At 58.9% G+C, this 17,022-nt stretch carries 14 protein-coding genes; 4 read left to right on the top strand and 10 right to left on the bottom strand.

Features of this window, described 5'->3' with window-relative positions:
- The first annotated feature begins 2 nt into the window (after window positions 1-2).
- Genes ACR0NO_RS16255 through ACR0NO_RS16240 form a run of 4 tightly spaced genes read left to right on the top strand, consistent with a single transcriptional unit; the run spans window position 3 to window position 4,265 of the window.
- On the top strand, window positions 3-896 hold the full coding sequence (locus ACR0NO_RS16255; RefSeq protein WP_480724703.1) for a 2-dehydro-3-deoxygalactonokinase: 894 nt from the start codon (window positions 3-5) through the stop codon (window positions 894-896).
- Window positions 893-1,498, top strand: coding sequence for a 2-dehydro-3-deoxy-6-phosphogalactonate aldolase (locus tag ACR0NO_RS16250; protein WP_480724702.1), 606 nt, complete (start codon window positions 893-895; stop codon window positions 1,496-1,498). Before ACR0NO_RS16255 ends, ACR0NO_RS16250 begins: the two co-directional genes overlap by 4 nt.
- On the top strand, window positions 1,495-2,355 hold the full coding sequence (locus ACR0NO_RS16245) for an SMP-30/gluconolactonase/LRE family protein (protein ID WP_480724701.1): 861 nt from the start codon (window positions 1,495-1,497) through the stop codon (window positions 2,353-2,355). The genes ACR0NO_RS16250 and ACR0NO_RS16245 overlap by 4 nt, the downstream gene beginning before the upstream one ends.
- Window positions 2,352-4,265, top strand: coding sequence for a beta-galactosidase (locus ACR0NO_RS16240; RefSeq protein WP_480724700.1), 1,914 nt, complete (start codon window positions 2,352-2,354; stop codon window positions 4,263-4,265). Before ACR0NO_RS16245 ends, ACR0NO_RS16240 begins: the two co-directional genes overlap by 4 nt.
- A 10-nt stretch (window positions 4,266-4,275) precedes the next feature.
- On the opposite strand, the gene ACR0NO_RS16235 is transcribed toward ACR0NO_RS16240, so the two are convergent.
- The 10 genes from ACR0NO_RS16235 to ACR0NO_RS16190 form a co-directional block, all read right to left on the bottom strand.
- Window positions 4,276-6,237: a beta-galactosidase gene (locus ACR0NO_RS16235; RefSeq protein ID WP_480724699.1), complete on the bottom strand. Its 1,962-nt coding sequence runs from the start codon at window positions 6,235-6,237 to the stop codon at window positions 4,276-4,278.
- Window positions 6,234-7,880 (bottom strand): amino acid ABC transporter permease, encoded by a 1,647-nt coding sequence (locus ACR0NO_RS16230; RefSeq protein WP_480724698.1) that lies wholly within the window; start codon window positions 7,878-7,880, stop codon window positions 6,234-6,236. The genes ACR0NO_RS16235 and ACR0NO_RS16230 overlap by 4 nt, the downstream gene beginning before the upstream one ends.
- Window positions 7,881-7,945: 65 nt before the next feature.
- On the bottom strand, window positions 7,946-8,695 hold the full coding sequence (locus tag ACR0NO_RS16225) for a basic amino acid ABC transporter substrate-binding protein (RefSeq protein WP_480724697.1): 750 nt from the start codon (window positions 8,693-8,695) through the stop codon (window positions 7,946-7,948).
- Window positions 8,696-8,722: 27 nt separating this feature from the next.
- Window positions 8,723-9,763 (bottom strand): LacI family transcriptional regulator, encoded by a 1,041-nt coding sequence (locus tag ACR0NO_RS16220; protein ID WP_480724696.1) that lies wholly within the window; start codon window positions 9,761-9,763, stop codon window positions 8,723-8,725.
- A complete protein-coding gene (locus ACR0NO_RS16215; RefSeq protein WP_480724695.1) occupies window positions 9,764-10,498 on the bottom strand; it encodes a sugar phosphate isomerase/epimerase family protein in 735 nt (244 codons plus the stop codon).
- Between the two features lie 92 nt (window positions 10,499-10,590).
- A complete protein-coding gene (locus ACR0NO_RS16210; protein WP_480724694.1) occupies window positions 10,591-11,673 on the bottom strand; it encodes an ABC transporter ATP-binding protein in 1,083 nt (360 codons plus the stop codon).
- Window positions 11,674-11,676: 3 nt separating this feature from the next.
- Window positions 11,677-13,332, bottom strand: a complete 1,656-nt coding sequence (locus tag ACR0NO_RS16205; protein ID WP_480724693.1) for an alpha-amylase family glycosyl hydrolase — start codon at window positions 13,330-13,332, stop codon at window positions 11,677-11,679.
- A 9-nt stretch (window positions 13,333-13,341) separates the two neighbouring features.
- Complete coding sequence (locus ACR0NO_RS16200) at window positions 13,342-14,490, bottom strand: carbohydrate ABC transporter permease (protein WP_480724692.1); 1,149 nt, start codon at window positions 14,488-14,490, stop codon at window positions 13,342-13,344.
- Window positions 14,491-14,494: 4 nt separating this feature from the next.
- Entirely contained in the window at window positions 14,495-15,502 is a 1,008-nt protein-coding gene (locus ACR0NO_RS16195; RefSeq protein ID WP_480724691.1) for a carbohydrate ABC transporter permease, read from the bottom strand.
- A gap of 55 nt (window positions 15,503-15,557) precedes the next feature.
- Window positions 15,558-16,916, bottom strand: a complete 1,359-nt coding sequence (locus tag ACR0NO_RS16190; RefSeq protein ID WP_170640099.1) for an ABC transporter substrate-binding protein — start codon at window positions 16,914-16,916, stop codon at window positions 15,558-15,560.
- Window positions 16,917-17,022 lie beyond the last annotated feature (106 nt).

Here is a 17,022-nt window from a genome sequence, read left to right as displayed (position 1 = left end):
CGATGAAACCAGAATGGATCGCAGCGGACTGGGGCACCTCGCACTTGCGCGTCTGGGCGATGGAGGGGCCGACCCCTATTGACCAAGCCCAGTCAGACATGGGCATGGCGCGCGTCTCCAAGGGCGGATTTGAGGACGCCCTGTTGGCATTGATCGAAGGCTGGTTGGGCAGTGCCCCTTTGGACGTCGTCGCCTGCGGCATGGTCGGTGCCCGCCAAGGATGGGTTGAAGCGCCCTATGCCGCCGTTCCAACCGCGCCTGTACAGGGCGTTCCGATCCGCGTGCCTGCCACCGATCCTCGGATCCGCGCTTTTGTCGTGCCCGGTTTGAAACAGGTGTCCCCGCCTGACGTGATGCGCGGCGAAGAAACGCAGATCGCTGGGTTTCTGGATACACATCCAAATTGGGATGGGGTAGTTTGCTTGCCCGGCACTCACACAAAATGGGTGCAGGTCAGCGCGAATGAAGTGGTCAGCTTCCGCACCTTCATGACCGGAGAGTTATTCGACCTCTTACGCGTTCAATCGGTCCTTCGGCACTCGGTGACCGAAGGTTGGGACGAGGCAGCGTTTGCTGAGGCCGTCGAGGATACTCTGTCCAAACCCGAACAGCTTGCCGCCCGCCTGTTCAGCCTGCGTGCGGCAGATCTGCTGCACGGGCAGGATGGCAGCACGGCCCGCGCGCGTCTGTCCGGGCTATTGATTGGGGCCGAACTTGCGGCCTCACGCCCCTTTTGGCTGGGTCAGCAGATCGCGATCATCGGGGCCGAGGGGCTATCGGCCGCCTACGCGCAAGCACTGCAACCGCAAGGCGCGTTTGTCGAGATGGCCGACGCCACCACATCCACTCTGGCCGGGTTGAACAAAGCCCGCAATATGACAAGAGAAACCGTATGAGCCGCCCTATCATTGCCATTCTACGAGGGTTGACCCCCTCGTACGCCGAGAAAGTCGGTCGACTTCTTATCGAAACCGGGATCGACCGGATCGAGGTGCCGCTGAACTCTCCCGATCCTCTAGAAAGCATCGGCACTCTGGTAGAGGCGTTTGGCGATCGCGCCCTGATCGGTGCGGGCACGGTGCTGACCTCCGAACAGGTTGAGGCCGTTCGAGATGTGGGCGGCAAACTGATTGTCTCGCCCAATGCCGATCCTGATGTGATCCGGCGCAGTCGCGAACTGGGGCTGCAATCCTGGCCGGGCATCTTCACCCCGACCGAGGCCTTTTCGGCCCTCAAAGCGGGTGCAACCGGTTTGAAGCTGTTCCCCGGTTCCTTGGCAGGCCCCGCAGGTCTGTCTGCTTTGCGGGCGGTCTTGCCAGAAGGCACGCAGGTCTTCGCGGTTGGCGGCGCGGGTACAGACAACTTCGACGAATGGATCGCAGCCAGCGCGGACGGGTTCGGCATCGGTTCGGCCCTATTCAAGCCGGACATGGAGATCGCAGAAATCTCGGAACGCGCCATCCGGATCGTAGCCGCCTATGACGAGGCCGTTGCATGAGCGTCACTTTCGACGACCGCCCTTGTATGCTGGGCGAAGGCCCCCTCTGGCATCCCGAGCGGAACCAGTTGTTCTGGTTTGATATCCTCGGCAAACGCCTTCTGACCCGTGAGGGCGAGGCGCAGAAAAGCTGGGATTTCGACGAATATGTCTCGGCCGCAGGCTGGATGGACCGCGATACTCTGCTGATGGCCTCGGAAACCGGGTTGTGGCGGTTTTCACTGACCACGGGCGAGAAATCACTAGTTGCGCCGCTCGAGGCTGACAACCCTGTCACCCGCTCGAACGATGGCCGCGCCGATCCGTGGGGCGGGTTCTGGATCGGAACGATGGGCAAAAGCGCGGAACCTGGTGCTGGTTCAATCTACCGGTACTACAAGGGCGAATTGCGCCGTCTGGTACCGGGTATCACCATCTCAAACGCGATCTGTTTCGCTCCGGACCGGTCCTCCGCTTACTACGCAGACACTGCGACACGACAGGTAATGCGGTGGGGTCTGAACGCCGAAACTGGCTGGCCCGAAGGAGAGCTTTCGGTCTTTCTGGATCTAAACGAAGACGGTTTGAACCCGGATGGCGCGGTGGTTGATACCGCCGGGAACGTTTGGATCGCTCAATGGGGGGCGAGCCGGGTCGCGGCCTATGATACGGCGGGCCAGTTCTTGCGCGCAGTCGCGGTAGACGCCGCCCATACATCCTGCCCCGCCTTTGGCGGAGACGACCTGACGACACTGTTCTGCACAACCGCCCGCCAAGGGCTGAGCGCGGAAACGCTTGAAACACAACCCACGAACGGAATGACCTTTGCCGAACCGAACGCAGGCCAGGGTCAACCGGAACACAGAGTCCTTCTATGACCCCCGAACTTGGCGTTTGCTACTACCCCGAACACTGGCCCGAGGCTGTTTGGGCCGAAGACGCCGCGCGCATGGTCGAAACGGGCCTGAGCTGGGTGCGCATCGGCGAATTCGCCTGGAGCCGTCTGGAACCCTCGCCCGGCGACCTGCAATTCGACTGGCTGGATCGCGCGGTCGAGGTATTGGGATCGGCTGGGTTGAAGGTGGTTATGGGGACACCCACAGCGACGCCTCCGCGTTGGATGCTGGACAAACACCCCGACATGCTGGCCGTCGACGCCCAAGGTCAGCCGCGTAAATTCGGGTCACGTCGGCACTATTGCTTCAGCCATGCGGGCTATATCGAAGAGTGCGTCCGCATCGCCCGGATCTTTGGCGAACGCTACGGCCACAATCCGCACGTGGCGGCTTGGCAAATCGACAATGAATATGGCTGCCACGACACCACGATCAGCTACAGCGCCCCAGCGCTGGCAGCATTTCGGCGGTGGTTGGCGGATCAATATGGCAGCATCGACGATCTGAACGAGGCTTGGGGCAATGTGTTCTGGTCGATGGAATACGACCACTTTGACCAGATCGACCTGCCAAACCTGACTGTGACCGAGCCGAACCCGGCCCATGTTCTGGCCTTCCGACGCTTTAGTTCAGACCAGGTGGTGGCGTTTAACAAGGCACAGGCCGATGTGTTGCGCCCACTGACTGATGCGCCGTTGTCGCACAATTACATGGGACGCGTGCTTGAGTTCGACCATTTCGATGTCGGTGCGGACCTCGATATCGCCACCTGGGACAGCTATCCGATCGGGTTTCTCTCGGACCGGTTGGAGGATGACGCCGAACACAAGGCCAAATTCCTGCAACAGGGCGATCCGGATATGCAGGGCTTTCACCACGACCTCTACCGCGCGGTTGGCCATGGTCGTTGGTGGGTGATGGAGCAACAGCCCGGCCCGGTGAACTGGGCCCCGTACAACCCCGCCCCCTTGCCCGGCATGGTCCGGCTGTGGTCGCTTGAGGCCGTGGCCCACGGGGCCGAGGTGGTCAGCTATTTCCGCTGGCGCCAAGCACCATTCGCGCAAGAGCAGATGCACGCCGGCTTGCTGACTCCAGAAAGCCGCGCGGCCCCCGGTCTGGCCGAAGCGCGCCAGACGGCGGATGAATTGAAGGCCATCGGCCCGGTTCACCAGAAACAGGCGCAGGTTGCGATCCTGTTCGACTATGCCTCGGATTGGGCGTGGACCACGCAGCCGCAGGGCGCAGGTTTTGACTACTTCCGGCTGGTATTCTCGGCCTATCGCGCTCTGCGTCGTGCCGGGCTGTCGGTGGACATCGTTTCACCTCGGGACTTGCCGAAAGGCTACGCGGTGATCCTTGCGCCGGGTCTGGCCACAATCGATGCCGAGTTGGAAACGCGTTTATCTGAGGCCTGCGAGCTCGCCATCCTTGGTCCGCGCAGCGGCGCAATCACCCGCGATTTCCAGATCCCTCCGTCGGGTCGCCCCGGCCTTGACGGTGTCGATTGCCATGTCGATCTGGTTGAAACCCTGCCGCCAAATGTCAAACGCTCGATCGTAGGAGGCGGAGCGGCGCAGCACTGGATCGACCGTCTGTCTGGAGACGGCGCGGACCTCTTGCACTTTGAGGACGGGACTCCAGCCGCGAAAATGGGGGACGGCATATGGTATCTAGCGGGTTTCCCCGACGAGGCGCTCTGGGATCGTCTCATCGGACTGGCGGCGCACCACACCGGGCTGAATTTGCAGCCGTTGCCCGAGGGCCTGAGGCTTCGGGAATCAGCCGCGCATACGTTCCTGATCAACTACAATGCCGATCCGGTGGAATGGAACGGACACACCATTGCGGGCTGCGATGTTATTGTCCTCGAAAACGCGTCACCGGAGGGTTGAGCCGGCCGCGCTACTCCTTCCAGATCGCAAGGTTGTGGGGGGCGACCGGGTCTTCTCCGACCAGAAGCGAGCGCTTTGTGTTCGCGGGCAGTGGTTGGTCTTGATCGCCAAAGTTAAAGGCAAAGCGCAGGTCCCCGCGTCGGGTGAGCCGCAAATCGTGATGCGTTTCGGAGACCTCCAGCCCAGCCCAATCCAACACGTCGCGCAAGATGTTTTGCAACAACGCGCCGCTCGGAACCATCGCAAGGTAGGTCGCCCTGTCTGAGCGTATGACCGCCGGACTGCCATTTTGATATCGGCTGACGAAATGGCCGATAGCTTGTTCACTTGTCTCGACAATTTCGCGCCAACCTGTGAAGTGCAGCGGGTTTTGCTCGCCCAACTGCACGGCTTCGTCTGCAAGGTCAGGCAAGGACTCGACCCTCAAAACGCGAACACCTGTCAAATCGCTCAACACTCCCGGTGCGAGGGTGTCAGGGCTGTGCATATCTGGCGTCTTGCTACCCGACCGCGCCCCGATCAACAGTTTCGCTGACGACGCTTGAAGTCTTGAGGCCAACCCGTCGCTGACGATCATGCTCTGCGGCAGCACGATCAAGGCATAGCCATTCAGGTCATCCTCCGGCCCGACAAAATCCAGATCGACACCGAAACCGCGCAAACCCGCGTACCAGTCTCGCAGGATGTTCGCATTTGGAAACGCATCGTCATGCGGCAGGAATTCCGCCGCCCAGATCGACGTATAGTCGATCAGCATTGCGACTTGGGCCTTCTGCCTTTTGGCCGGGGGTAATGCCGCGCGATCCTTCACCACCTGCGCCAGCTCAACCGCTGCCTGATCCGGACTACCATCCGACCGAAAAAGCGCAGTGTGGAACTGCTCCTGAGCGAACTTGGCCTGCCGCCAGCGAAAGAACATCACCGCCTGCGCGCCATGGGCATAGGCTGCCCAGGTCCATAGCCGGACCATGCCATCTGCCGGCGAAGGGTTCTTTTCCGCCCAGTCGACGGGACCGGGTTGCTGCTCTAGCACCCACATGCGCCCACGGCCTTGCGAGCGATAAAGATCGCAGTGAAACCCCTGATAGTCCGGTGCCCCGGTTCGCAAGTAGCGATGCTTGTCCTGATCAGACAGGGATGATCCCAGCAGATTGCCCAGCGGGTAGCTGTCGAAGCCTACGACATCCAAGTCGGCGGCCACCGCGTGGTGATCATACTCGAAACTGCCCGCCATGAAGTTATGCGTGATGTCCCGGCCCGGAGAATGCGCCCGAAGAATATCTACCTGAGCTTTGTTGAACAGTCGGACCCGGCCGGAGGAATAACGCGCAAAATCCAGAGATTGCGTCGGGTTCGCGGCCGCGACCAATCCGTTTGGCAGCTCAATCTGGTCAAAGCTCGCGTATTGCGTGCTCCAGAAAACCGTACCCCATCTCTGGTTCAACTCCTCGATCGTGCCATAGCTCTCTTGCAGCCATCGGCGAAACCCATTGCGAGCCGCGTCCGAGTAGCTGAGGACGGTGTCGTGGTCATTGTATTCATTGTCGATCTGCCACGCGTGAACATGCGAGTTTTGCCCATAGCGCTGGGCATATTCGGTGGCGATCCGTTTGGACTCTTCAAGGTAGACATCGCTGGAGAAGCAATAGTGCCGGCGCGATCCAAAGCCGCGCACGCGACCGTCAGGGCCCACGGGCAAAATCTCCGGGTACTCGTCGATCAGCCATTTGGGTGGCGAAGCCGTGGGCGTAGACATCATGACCCGCAGGCCAGCCTCACCCAAAATCCCGATCACCTCATCCAACCAACCCCATTTGAACTGACCGCGCCGGGGTTCGATCAGGCCCCAGGTGAACTCGGCAATCCGCACCCAATCGAGGCCCATTTCGACCATACGCGCAGCATCGTCTCGCCATTGGGACGGATCCCATTGTTCGGGGTAGTAGCAAACACCCAGTTCAAGCTTGCTCATCTGGTGTCCTTCGCGGTTCGCCGCTCGATCCATTTCAGGAAGCTGGCGCAACCCAGAGTAATCACGACATAGAGGATCGCCGCCGTGTTGAAGGGCGCAAACGGCAGGAAGCTGGAGGCTTGGAATTCGCGCATGCGTTGGGTCATGTCGCGCACCGACAGGATCGACAGCAGCGAGGTGTCCTTGATCATCGCGATGAACTCATTGCCCAGGGGCGGTGTCACGATCCGCAGGGCCTGCGGTAACACGATCAACCGCGCAGTTTGCCAGCGGGACAAACCCAGCGAGCTGCCAGCCTCAAGCTGGCCTTTCGGTATGGCTTCGATGCCAGATCGGAAGATCTCGGCCATGTAGGCGGAATACCCAACCGAAATGGCGATGATCCCGCGGGTCATGTTGGTCATATCAATCCCGCCGCCGGTGGCATCCTTGACCGCGCCCGCCAAGGGAAGGCCGATATAGAGGATGATCACCAGCATCGGAATGCCTCGGATCGTGTCCACGAAAAACTCGGCCCCGACCGCAAGTGGGTGCAGTTTGTGTTGGGACCCGCCGACCGTGAGTGTCAGCAAGAGGAAACCGAAAACGGCAAAGGCCAGCCCCGGATTTCGAAACTTGTCTGGCAGGAAGCTGGTCTGCCAGATCACCGGGTAGCCCTGCGAGTGGGCCTCAACCGGAACAAACGCACCCGAGACGCTGTCGACGGTCTCAATCTGTTCGATCGCAGATGCAGCGTCCGGGGCGCTCCGAATTCGGATTTGCTGATCGCCGCCGCCTTCGAACTCACCGAAGCGGATCACATCGGCCTGCGCCTGAGGGGTACCGCGCACAATGGCGATACGCCCCTCGGTATTGCCGACAAGGACATAGCTGACTTTGGGCTGCATAAAGAAGAAGGTGGACACTGCAAGCAACGCAAGGCTGATCGCTCCATAGACCATCGTTGTCCGGGCCTTTGGCTTGAAAGACTGCAGCCCGACCCAGATCAGGCCAAGGATCGCGGCGAAGATATAAGCAAAGATCGCCGCGCGGAACGTAATCGCGACGCCTGTTGCGAATTGCCAATGAGCCATGAACATCAGGTAGAACAGCGCGGCACCCGTCAGAATTTCAAACCCAAGCTGCACGCGCCCGCGCAGAGGTTTCGTCAAACGGCCAGAGATCAGGCACAGCGCGATGATCACAGCATAGACAGCCAGCAGGATCTGCAAGCCGCTCTGAACTTGTGCCACCACTTCGGGAAACAAAACCCACGTTTGGTTGGTGCGATCAATCAGGGTCGAGGTATTCTCGCTGAGCGCATGAAAAAAGACGGACTCGGCGAAGGGCATCAGGACATGCGGGGCGACAAAAGCCAGAATGGACAGGCCAACCGCCGCCGGAAAAGCCGTCAATGCCGAAATCCGAAGCCATGCGGGCGCTTGCGCTTCGAACCGGGTGTGCCGGGCGCAAAGATAGCCGAGGATCCCCGTCGCAAGGACAAGCAAGAACCCCACGAAAATCGGTCCTGCATTGTTGCCGATTCCCAGAATGGCGACCAGAGATCGCAAGTATTTGGATGAAGTGGCAAACAGATAGATGATAAATGGCGCGGCTGCGAGCAACACGAGGTTGCTCGGGCGGATCGAGCTGAGGCGCGACATGGGGTTCTCCGCTAAGTCAAAGCCCCGGCGGCAGAACCCGCCGGGGCTGGAGGGGGTTCAAAGGATCAGTTGGTGCCCCAGTATTTGGCTTTCAGCTCATCCAACGTCCCGTCTTGCTGAATTGCGGCCAGACCTTCGTTGATCGCATCGATGGTCGGATCACCTTCCTGAAACACGATGCCCAGAGGGTCGGATTGCAGGCCGGTAATGCCCACGGTCAGTTCGCCCGCGAACTCCTGCTCGTATGCGGTTGCCGAGGTTCCGTCGATGATCACGCCTTCGACGTCGGCATTCTGCAGCGCTAGAATGGCGGCCGAGAAGTTGTCATATAGGCTGACATTCTCACGCCCGACCAGCTCTTCCGCTAGCTGAGCGTTGGTTGTTCCGGTTTGAGCGGCCAGTTTCAGACCTCCGGCCTTGAAGTCATCCAAGGTCGTGTCGCCCTTGTCGACTTGCAACAGGATGGCCTGGCTGACCACGATATAAGGCTCTGAGAAATCCATGGTCTCTTCCCGTTCCGGCGTTATCGAAACGCCCGAGATGACCAGATCGAACTCACCTTGCTGAAGGGCTGCGAAGATGCCGTCCCACGCGGTATTGACGAAATTCGGCACGCAGTTCACGCGCTCGCAAATGGCGTTCATCACGTCGACGTCAAAGCCCACGATCTCGCCCGTTGTCTCGTCGACGGTCTCCATCGGTGGATAGGTCGCGTCCGTTCCGATCTTTAATACGCGCCCTTCCAAATCAGCGGCAAAAGCGGCCGGAACCGTCATCGTGGCAACGGCTGCAGCGGCAAGTAGATGTTTGAACATGTTTGGTTTCTCCTTTGTTGGGTCAGGTCAGATCGCCGGGTTCGGCGGAGGTGTGTCAGGTTGCCGCTCGATTAACGTGGCCCTGATCTTCTTTTGAATTTCAGACGGATCGGCCCCGTCCAGTGATTTTAACATGAACGCGCCCAGCAACCGGCTGGTCTCGTCAATCGGCACGTAATAGGCGCTGGGCGCGGGCACGAAATACTTGCTGAGTTGGAGGTCATCTGTCGAAATGACCACGACATCGCGCCCGACCCTGATGCCATCTTCGGCGGCCGCCGACAAAACGCCCAGTGTCATCGCCTCATTGGCGCAAATGATACCGGTCGGGCGGTCTTTGCGCTGCATGAGGCTGCGAAAAGCCTCTTGGCCGCTTTGCGCCGTTGTGGGGCCGTTGTAGATCAGATCGGGTTGAACGGGCACGCCCGCCGTCTGTAGCGCGGCGGCATAGCCAGTCTGACGTTGTCCGGTGTAAACCAATTCGGCGGGTGGATTGATGAGAGCAATTCGTCGATGACCTAAACGCAACAGCCGCTCTGTGGCATCACGCGCCGCACTTTCGCTATCGAAATCGACATAGGGATGAGGTTCAGAACTGTCGCTCATGCCATAGGTTACAAAGGGGAAGTTCTGACTTTGTAGATAGGCGATACGCGGGTCGTTTCGTCGGGTGCCCGAAAAGATCACCCCATCCGCCGAGCGTTCCTGTACGATCGTGCGAAGGGCGGCCATCGCGTCGTCCAGATCAGCCACACTGCACACGCTCAGCTCATAGCGTGACCCCTGCAAAGCGGTTGAGATGCCAGCCACAATTCGGGTGAACTCGACACCCTCCCACTCCTCGGTTGCGTCGGCGGAGACGCCCACCAGTACCGCGATCCGGTAGGACTTGTTCGTGCGCAATTTCAGCCCAGCAAGGTTTACTTTGTAACCCTGCTCCACGGCCACTTTCTGTATCTCTTCACGGGTTTCGCGTTTGACCGAGTCCTCCCCGCGCAACGCATTGGATACGGTCCCGACGGAGTAGCCTGTCTGCTTGGCGATAGACTTGATCGTTGCGCGGGCCATTTAGTTGCGACCTTTCAAAAGGTCGGTCAGAAAGCGCCTGCCTGTTGTCAGCGTCGTCGCCGGACTCGGCGACTCGTCATGCTCAACGAACAGATCCGAACACGCTGTACGATGCAGCGCGTCAAGAACCGCGCTCCAGTCTACGTCACCCTGCCCCAGATCTCGCCACCTAGCGTCGCCCTTTTGGCTGGGATTCACATCCTTGGCGTGGACAGAGACTACACGGTCGGCGTATCGCTCAATCATCTCAACCGGGTCCAGGTAAGCCGCCCCCAGCCAGCCGATATCGGGCTGCCAAAAGACGTTCCCCGTCTCCAGGATCATCTCCAACGGCGTCTGCGAGGGACACCCGACCAGATCGAAATCGTGGTTGTGATAGGCCAGCCGAACGCCCGAGTCTGCCAATTGCGTAGACCATTGTGATAACTGGCCCGACACAGCCTTCCATCCCTCGGCAGTGTCGGGCCGCGCCGCTGGTGCCAGCCAAGGCATGACGGCAACCGGGCATTCCAATCGTTCCAGCAGGTCCTGAATTTCGGGTAAACGCCCCTCGAATTCTTCCCAGTCGAAATGCGCCGAACGTACCCGCAAACCAGATTGCGCAACGATCCGGGCCATCTTAGGCGCTGTCAGGTCGTGCAACCCCGTCGTTTCGACATCTGCGTAGCCACAGGCCGCCGCCAATCGCAGTTGATCGCTTAGATCACCACAATTCCGAATTGTGTATAGCTGCACAGAAACCCGCATTCACCACCATTGAAACGTTTCAATAATGGTTGAACAGGGTTGAACGAGTTGTCAAGCGGCTTGAAGCCGCGCGCGCTGAATCACTTGCGCATAGACAGGCCGTCATGGAACAGATGCACTTTTTCCGGCCGTGCTGTGACCGAAACCTGCTGCCCGCGAAGGTTCCGTTGAATACCGGGCAGTTTGGCGATGACCTGATCCGCGTCGTTGGATTTGGCAAAATATAGCAGAGTCACCTCACCCAATGCTTCGGTGAAATCAACCTCACCGCTCAGGATCGGGTCGCTATCCGTCAAAGTGAAATCTTCAGGCCGGACGCCGATGTTTACCTGCTTGCCTTGGTCCTCGGGCCCGGTCGGGATCGCGGAAATCGCTGAACCTCCGCCCTCCAAGGCTATCGTCGTCATCTGCCCAGTGCCAGTGATTGTTCCGGGCAACAGGTTCATCGAAGGCGAGCCGATGAACTGGGCCACGAACTCATTATCCGGGGTTTCATACAGCTCAAGTGGGGTTCCAACTTGGGCAATGCCTTTGTTGGCCAGAACCACGATACGGCTGGCCAAGGTCATCGCCTCGACCTGATCATGTGTCACATAGATCATGGTGCTGTCGGGCATCGCCTCTTTGAGGCGTGCAATCTCAATCCGTGTGGCGACGCGTAGCGCGGCATCGAGGTTTGAAAGCGGCTCATCAAACAGATAGACCTTGGGATCCCGCACAATCGCTCGCCCAATCGCAACGCGCTGGCGTTGGCCACCAGAAAGGGCCTTGGGTAGACGATCAAGATATGGGTCCAGTTGCAGAATTTGCGCCGCGCGCTCAACAGCGGCGTCGATCTCGGCGGCGGGCCGTTTGGCGATCTTAAGCGCAAAAGACATATTCTCGCGCACGGTCAAATGCGGATAGAGGGCATAGGACTGGAACACCATCGCGATGCCGCGCTGCGCGGGCGGCACGTCATTCATGACCTGACCTTCGATCTCCAGCGTGCCACCGGTGATCTTCTCCAGCCCAGCAATCATCCGGAGCAGAGTGGATTTTCCGCATCCGGACGGACCGACAAAGACGATCAACTCGCCCTGCTCGATATCCAGATCAATGTGTTTCAGGACATCAACTGGTCCATAGGATTTCGCCACATCTGTGAGTTTGAGTTCTGACATGACTTACCCCTTGTCCCTGCGCATCAGGCAGAATTCGGCAGGTTGCAGCGTGACGCGACCTTCACCTGTGACACTGCCAATGTCCTCACCAATTGCCCGCCAGCTGCCCGAGGGCAGATCGACCTGCCCCGCTTCGCGTCCCAGATTAAAGGCACAGAACACCTCTTCACTGGCGTTTTCACGACGGAACATCAGGATCGGGCCAACTTGCACCATCTCTGATTGCGCCCCTGCAGCCAGCGCCGGATGCGCATGTCGCAGAGCAATCGCGCGGCGATAGTGTTGCAGCATGGATTGGTCGTCCGCCTCCATACGATCAACCGCACGTTCGGACTGCGTATCACTAACAGGCAACCATGGCTCGCCGGTGCTAAAGCCCGATTGTTCATCCTGAGTTGCCCAGACCATTGGCGTTCGGCATCCGTCACGGCCTTTGAACTCAGGCCAGAATTCAACGCCATAGGGGTCTTGCAAGCGTTCGAAGGGCACGTCGGCCTCAGGTAGGCCCAATTCCTCGCCCTGATACAAACAGGCCGAACCGCGCAGGCACATCATCAGAACCGCGTGTTGGCGCGTTGCTGCATCGCTGAGGTCCCAGCGAGAGGCATGGCGTTGAACATCATGGTTCGAGAACGCCCAGCAAGGCCAGGCATCTCCCGCCTTGGCCTGAAGCTGGTCAAACACCTGCTTCGCGTAAGCTGCTGTCAACGCGCGTTTTTCCAGGAATTCGAACGCATAGCACATGTGCATACGCGCATCACCCGAGGTGTATTCCCCCATGATCTCAAGCCCGCGTTGCGCGTCACCGACCTCACCCAGACAGGCGCGGCCTTCGTATTCGTTTGTCAGCGCCCTCAGTCGTTCAAGGAAGGCGATGTTTTCCGGCTGACTTTTGGAATAGAGGTGGTTCTGGTGGTTATACGGATTCACTGCGGGCGCAATCGAGGCATTGCGCTCCTCAACCGGCAGCGCGGGGTTATCGCGCAACTGCTTGTCGTGGAAATAGAAGTTGATCGTGTCCAGACGGAAGCCATCGACCCCCATCTCCAGCCAGAACCGGGCTACGTCCAGCAGCGCGTCCTGAACATGTTCACAGTGGAAGTTCAGGTCCGGCTGCGATGTCAGGAAGTTGTGCAGGTAGTATTGTAAGCGGCGCGGGTCCCATTGCCAGGCCGACCCCCCAAAGATCGACAACCAGTTGTTCGGTGGCGTCCCATCGGGTTTGGGATCGGCCCAGACATACCAATCGGACTTCAGATTGTCCGTTGAGGCACGGCTTTCGGTGAACCAAGGGTGTTGATCCGAAGTATGCGACAGCACCAGATCAATCATCACTTTCAGACCCTTGGCGTGGGCCTGATCCAGTAGCTCTTGGAAATCCTCAAGCGAGCCGAACATCGGATCGACATCGCGATAGTCGCTCACGTCATAGCCGAAATCCTTCATCGGAGACTTGAAGAAAGGCGAAATCCAGATCGCATCGACGCCGAGCGAGGCGATATAGTCGAGCCGTTGGGTGATACCCTTCAGATCACCAATCCCGTCGCCATTGCTGTCCTGAAAACTGCGCGGATAGATCTGGTAGATCACGCCGCCCCGCCACCAGTCTGACGGCGCTTTGGTTGAGTTGGATAGGTCTACAGTGTTTTGCACGTTCATCAGACGCCTCTATTTGACGGATCCGGCCAACAGGCCCCGGACCAGGTATTTTTGCATTGCGAAGAACACGACCAGCGGCACAAAGATCGACACGAAGGCCGCCGTCGCGAGAATTTCCCAGTTGCCGCCTCGCGTGCCTAAAAGCTCGACGATGCGGTTGGTCATCACAGTGGTTTGGCCGGTCGCATCGATCAGGAAGACCTTGGCGACCAGAAGGTCGTTCCATGTCCATAAGAACTGAAAGATCGCGAAAGAGGCCAGCGCTGGGAAGCTGAGCGGCAGGATCAGCTTAGTGAAGATCTGGAACTCGGTCGCGCCATCGACGCGAGCATTCTCGATCAGATCCCGCGGCAACCCGGCCATGTAGTTGCGCAGCAGGTAAATCGCCAGTGGCATACCAAAGCCAGTATGGGCCAGCCAGACGCCCAGATAGCCTTTCCCGATCCCGATGTTCAGGTGGAATTTCAACAGCGGGATCAGCGCCAATTGCAAGGGCACGACCAACAGCCCAACGACGGCCGCGATCAGCAGTGCACGGCCCGGAAACTCCATCCACGCCAGTGCATAGGCTGCGAATGCCGCAACGAGGATCGGGATGATTGTCGCGGGAATTGTCACCGTTAGCGTGTTGAAGAAGGCTTTGGCCATACTGTCGGAACTGCTCTGATCCAGCAGGACTTTTCTGTAGTTGTCCAAGGTGAATTCCGGCGGCAATTCGGCCGTGACGAACACACGCGCACCTCGGTTTCCGGAGAACTCCTCAGTGTTTTCCATCCTGTAGGCGCCGTCCGCATCAACGGTGATCGTGCCGCCCCGACGCAGCTCGGCGGTGTCGCCGGGGACAAAGGCGTCAACCTCACGGGCACTGATACCCCAGTTCGAGATCTTGACCTGCTCGTCATCCCCGAAAAGCTGGCCTTCGATCACGTAGAGGCCATTCTCTAGCACCTGTGTATCGGGTGCGGCACTGCGCAGGGTCAGGTTCTGCTCAGACGGAAAGATCGACCGCCACCAGCCACTGCCAGATATCTGATCCGCAGTCCGGAAAGATGAGATCAGCAGACCGAGGGTCGGGATCACCCAAAGCACCACCAAAAAAATGACCGAGGCATGGACGACCCAGCGCAGTGCCGGTTTGGTTCCTGCAATATCGCTCATGGCCTCACTCCATTTCCTTGCGCGCGTTGCGCACGTTCCAGATCAGAATCGGAGTGACCAGCAACATGATCACCATGGCCGAGGCCGACCCCACCCCCCAATCATTGGCGCGGAACAGTTTGTCGTACATGTAGTTGGCCAGCACCTGCGTCTCCCATTGGCCATTGGTCATGGCAAAGACGATGTCGAAGACCTTGAGGACGGTGATTGTGATCGTCGTCCAAACCACCAGAATGGTTGTTTTGATCTGAGGCACTTTGATCTTGAAGAAGATCTGGAACGGGTTAGCCCCATCCAGAATGGCGGCCTCGACCGTTTCCTCGGGGATACCGCGCAAGGCAGCCGACAGGATCACCATGGCAAATCCGGTTTGAATCCAGACCAGAACGATCATGAGGAAGAAACTGTTCCAAAACGGAACGGTCAGCCATGTTTGGGGCTCAGTGCCGCCGAAAAAGATATAGAGGGCGTTTAGGATACCGATCTGATCCTGTTCCGCCGGGCGGGCGTCATAGACCAGTTTCCAGATCACCGAGGCCCCCACGAAGGAGATCGCCATCGGCATGAAGATCAGCGATTTGGCAAAATTGCCCCAGCGGATACGATCGGTCAGCTGCGCCGCGAGTAGACCAAAACCGGTCGACATTGCGGGTACGACGATCAGCCAGAACATATTGTTGCGCATGGCTTCCCAGAATTTAGGCTCAGCCGCCATCTGGGTGTAGTTGTCCAGACCAACCCATCTGTACCCGCCGCCGGGCACGCGCTCCGTGAGTGAAAGACGCAACGTTTCAACCACCGGATAGGCCAGATAGAGGCCAAGCGCCGCCATGGCGGGGAACAGAAACAGCCAGGGCCGGATCATGTTCGCGCGGTTGATATTGCGCCCTGCGTTCGGCCCGCGCGGCGGGAACAGGACTTTGTCCAGAAACTGGTTCGAGAGATAGAAGTAGCCCACGCAACCCGACACACCGATGATGATGGTCAGCAGGCCCTGAAGTGCCGGTGTCATGATGCCCTCGTCGGTTTGGAAACGGGGCAGCCATGTAGCCGCCCCGAAGCGTCAGTTACTTCGCGGCATCCCACGAGGACTGGATTTCACCCGCAACGGTGGCCGCGTCCTTCGCGCCCGAGGAATAGTCGACCATGCCGGTCCAGAACGTCCCCGCGCCGACCGCACCCGGCATCAGGTCTGAGCCGTCAAAGCGGAACGTGGTGGCGTTGGTCAGAATCTCACCCTGACCGCGTTGCGTGTCATTGGCATAGTTCTCGGGGTTTGCCCCCAGATGCGGCGTCAGGAACCCGTCCTGAGACATCATGATCTCGTGCGCGAATGGAGTCTTTAAGAACTCCATGAAAACTTCAGTCGCAGGGCTCGGGTTCGTGATGGTGAACAGGGTACCCGCGCCTAGAACCGGTGTTCCCAGATCCTTCTCAGCATAGGCCGGGAAATAGAAGAAATCGGCATCCACGCCCAACTCTGTCCCTTCCGGGAAATAGGCCGGGATGAACGAGGCCTGGCGGTGCATCATGCAGGCAGGCGGGCTGTCAAACAGGCCCTTGGGGCTATCGCGGAAATCGATCGCAGCCGTGTCATCTGCGTTCCCAACCACATAGTCGTCATTGCGGGTAAAGCTACCATATTCCTCGATCGCGGCAATCACGCGCGGATCGTCGAACTTCATCTCATTCGATACCCACTGGTCATAAACCTCAGGTGGTTGCGTGCGCAGCATCAGGTCCTCAACCCAATCCGTCGCAGGCCAACCCGTCGCGCCACCGGATGCGAGGCCGACGCACAGCGGGGTCTCACCGTCTTCGACCATCTGATCCATAAGCGCTTTGAACTCTTCCATGGTCTCAGGGACCTCGTAGCCGAAGTCCTCGAAGTTCTCAGGGATGAACCAAACCAGAGACTTGACGTTCACGTTGAAGAAGAAGCCGTAAAAATCCTTGGCTCCGTCTGCGTTCTCAAAAGTTCCCAGATCGACCCAGGACTGACCGGCTGCGAAATTGTTCTTGATCCAGTCCGCCGATCCATCGGCAAGCGGCGTCAGATAACCGTTCTTGGCCATGTTCGCCGCAAGGCCGGGCTGCGGAAAAACCGTCAGGTTTGGCGCTGATCCGGCTGCCGCGTCGATCAAAATCTGCTGTTCCAGCGAGTCTGACCCGACATAGCTGGAATTTGCGCCCGTTGCCTCATCGAAATAAGCGACCAGATTTTCGAAGGATTGTCCTTCACCCGCAAGCCAGGGACCAAAAATAGTCAGGTCCTGACCGCTCAGATCATGAGCGTCTGCAAAGGCCTGGAACCCGTCCCAGTCAAAGCCGCCCTCTCCAACGGGGTGGATCATCTGACCCTGTGCGTGAACAGCCCCGGCAGTCAGGGCAAACGTGGCCACACCTGCGTACAGCGTGCGTTTCATGAAATCTCCTCCCAATAGTCTCCAGCGCCTTCGCTTCACGTTTTTCAAAGCGCTTTGAATGATTATTGTTATCCGCTAACATTTTTACTCTGTCAATGAGTCGTAT

The sequence above is a fragment of the Ruegeria sp. CL3 genome, assembly GCF_056536505.1.
This window is presented reverse-complemented; position numbering and strand designations above follow the sequence as displayed.